The organism is Armatimonas sp. (assembly GCF_043760365.1).
In the GTDB taxonomy this organism is placed as follows: domain Bacteria; phylum Armatimonadota; class Armatimonadia; order Armatimonadales; family Armatimonadaceae; genus Armatimonas.
Genome location: NZ_JAYUPA010000845.1, coordinates 1 through 3,140, shown reverse-complemented (window position 1 = coordinate 3,140; position 3,140 = coordinate 1). Strand labels below are relative to the sequence as shown.

General features: G+C 62.0%; 3 protein-coding genes. All 3 read left to right on the top strand.

Going from position 1 to position 3,140, the window contains the following annotated elements; all coding sequences use genetic code 11:
• Positions 1-323 (top strand): hypothetical protein (locus tag ACH2EH_RS20900; protein WP_395144757.1); only part of this gene is annotated, 323 nt, incomplete at its 5' end.
• Positions 320-2,119, top strand: coding sequence for a hypothetical protein (locus ACH2EH_RS20895; protein ID WP_395144755.1), 1,800 nt, complete (start codon positions 320-322; stop codon positions 2,117-2,119). The genes ACH2EH_RS20900 and ACH2EH_RS20895, both read left to right, overlap by 4 nt.
• The coding region (locus ACH2EH_RS20890) for a bpX6 domain-containing protein (protein ID WP_395144753.1) at positions 2,116-3,140 on the top strand (1,025 nt) is incomplete at its 3' end. The genes ACH2EH_RS20895 and ACH2EH_RS20890, both read left to right, overlap by 4 nt.

Genomic DNA, 3,140 nt, shown 5'->3' with positions numbered 1-3,140 from the left:
TCGCGCTTGGCCCCGATGCCGCCTTGCTCGCCGAGCGCCTAGCCCGGCTGGACGTAAGTGTGATGCAACATCTACAGGGGACTAGGGGGGAAACACTTCTGGCCCTCCTCGGCCCACACGACTGGCTACCCTGGAGCCCTGGTGTGATCTATCTCGCCCCCGATCCCACGACTCCCGCGCTGTTTCTGCCCACGACAAAGCGCCCCACGCTTCCCCCGGCCCTTGTGCTTGCCGCCCTCACACGCCGCTTTCCAGAGCTTCGCCTGCCGCTGGCGCTCTTGCCCGACTGCTGCTTCTCGCTAGCAGAGGCGGCGGCCTTATGAACCTCCCACCCACCCTGGCTCGCTGGGCAGAGCCGCTCGCCGTGCTCGACCCCGTGCTGGCAAGTGCACTCGGCCCACTTCTCATCCGTCTTGCGGCTGCGTTCGGGCCGCTGGGGGGCGAGACACGCAAGGGCGGCGATGAGCCGGATGGCTACGCGGGGATCACGCGGCGAGGAAAGCTGGAGCACCTGCTCACGACCGAGTGGGGCTTGCTGGACACCGCCCCCGAGGAGTTTCTACGTCGCCTGAGCCAGGGAGAACTCTCATTTCTGGAGCCAGAGCGTAAGGCGCAAGCACAAGAGCGGCGCTGCCTAATCCTCTTTGACTGCGGCCCGGAGCAGCTTGGAGCACCACGCTTGGCGCAGCTCGCGGCGTGGATTGTCTTCGCGCAGCGGGCAAAAGCCATCGGTGCAACACTCCAGTGGGCAACTGTGGACAGTGAGCCGCAAGAGAGCACTCTGCACACGGGCTTTGACGAAGCCACGGTGCGGGCGTTCTTAGCGGCACGAACGGCCGTGCAAGCCACCCCGCGCCAGCTTTTTGAGTGGCGCAAGTTCGCCGAAGCAGCGCTGGGCTCACCGGAGGAGCTGTGGCTCCTCGGCGGCCCACACTGGCTCGAAACTCCTATGGCCCGTGGCGTGCACGTCATGAGCACGGAAGAGTCCGAAGACGGCACCTATTTGGTGCTTACTCTGCGCCCAGCAAATAAAAAGCTCCAGCTCGCACTTCCACCCCCCGATATTCAAGTGCGCCTGCTCCGCGACCCGTTCACGCCAGTCAGCGGCAAGCCGAGCAAAACCCGCAGTAGCCATCGTCAAGCCGTCGGGGCGCTCGTCTGGCTCCCCGGCGCGAAGTTCGTCTGCGCCCGGGATAGCGCCGATACGGGTGTGCTCATCTTCCCCGTTCCCAACAAACTTGGCGCGTCGCTCGGCCCGCCCAAGCTCTACCAGCAGCACTACGGACAGATTCGGGCAGTTGGCGGTGGCCCCAGCTCTATTTTCTGTGTCGCGGGAAGTGGCAGTCATCTCGAAATTCGGCTTCTCAAGGGCAACTTAGCATCCCTCCCCACCGGAAAAGTCCCTCTCAGCGAAGAATCGCTTCGTCTGCTAGGTGAGGCCGGGGCCGATCTTGCACCGGCTACACTCTGGCTTGAAGACAATCCTCAGGTAATGATCTGGCTTGGAAAACTGGGGGAATCCCTGGTATTGGAACACCTCGCCAGGCAACCAGGTCGGCCTAAAGTTACACCAGAGGTATGGACACATAACTGGAAGTCGCAGCGCTCGGCTCTTCTGCTATTATTACCGACATCCCTCATGACCCAAAGGCAGCCTTACAAAGATGCGGAGTTAATACATGTCCAGCATGGAGCAATAGCATCACTAGGAAATGATTTTGAGGAGGCGTTGCTCTTTGCGGGCCCCTCCCCAAAAGAATCCGTAGTAGTGAAGCGCAGCGACGGGCGCTGGTACTTTCCGCTGGAGTCCAAAGATGTCGCGTTTCCTGCGCTTGATCCCGATGACACGGTTCTGGGGGCGACGTACTTTGGCGGTCAGGTGCGCTTGGTGACACTGAGTGAGGCGGGGCGGATTGTGCGTTTAGTCGGGCTCGGCGCAACAAAGACACTCACAGGGATCGGGGGGAAGCTGATTAGCGCGGCTGTCTCGCCCGATCTGCCGCTGCTGGCTTTCCTGCGCGAGGGCGGTGATTTAGTGATCTGGGACTTAGAGACCAACTCGCGCCGCTGCCAGTTTCATGCGCCCCGTGAGACCTTTGAGGAAGGAGCAGGCATATGATCCCAGAAAAACTTCTTCATCGTGGGACGATCACAGCGGCGGCTTTTCTCTTTGACACGGCGCTTCTTAGCGAAGACGAGGCGCAGAAACGCATTCTGGCGCTCTGGGAGCCGGGCGTGCGGGTCTGGCAAACGGAAGACGGGGCGCTGCTGGCGACCTTGGCAACGCCAAAGGAAGTCTCCACCGACTCTGTGCCGGGCCTGCCGCTGGTGCGTTCGCGGGGGCACTTGCTCGCTCTGCCCCTCACCAAAACCGAGTGGGATGAGCTACGCCCCGCGCCCGAGAGCCTGATCTATGCCCAGCGTGGGCACATCACGGTTCTGGCACTGGCGGAGCTGGAGCCTGTCGAGCCTGCGGACTGGCTGGCGCTGGAGGGAATTGTCTTTATTGCCACACGGCCTTTGGTCGAGCCAGTTCCCGTCACGCAAAGCATTATTACCGAAGCCCTCACGCCGATCAAAGCACGCGAGATTGTGGGGATCAATCCCGTGACGGCTGCCGCCCGAGCGGCGCTCCTGCGCTCGCTGAATCAGCCGCCACCACCCGCCCAGAAAGCCCCAATGAATGCCGCCCCCAGCTCGGGAATTAGCCAAGCACTGGAGTGCTGGGGCCGGGTGCTGCTGGACCGTCTGCGTCCTCCGGCGACGGGCACTAAGAACACGACAGATAAGCTGGGCGATACGATCCAGGAGCAGGTTTTCTCACCGGGGCAGCTCGAAGCCATCAGCCGCCAGAACGCGGAGTTTCTTCAGAAAATGCTGGAGCTTTTTGAGAAAGGCCAGTGGCAAGAGGCGCTCCAGCACGCTATTCCTCTGGGCAAGGCAGGCGAGAGCGATGACACCCCTCTGGGGATGTGTTTTCTACACCCACGCGACCAGCTAGTGATCAGCCCCACACGTGCCCGTGCCGCGAGTAGCCTCCCTTGGGAGGGACTCCACGGCGGCTTCAAACAGCTCTACCGTGAGGCCGTCGAGCGCCTGAAAAACGAGGGGCGTTTTGAGGAGGCGGCCTATGTCTTAGC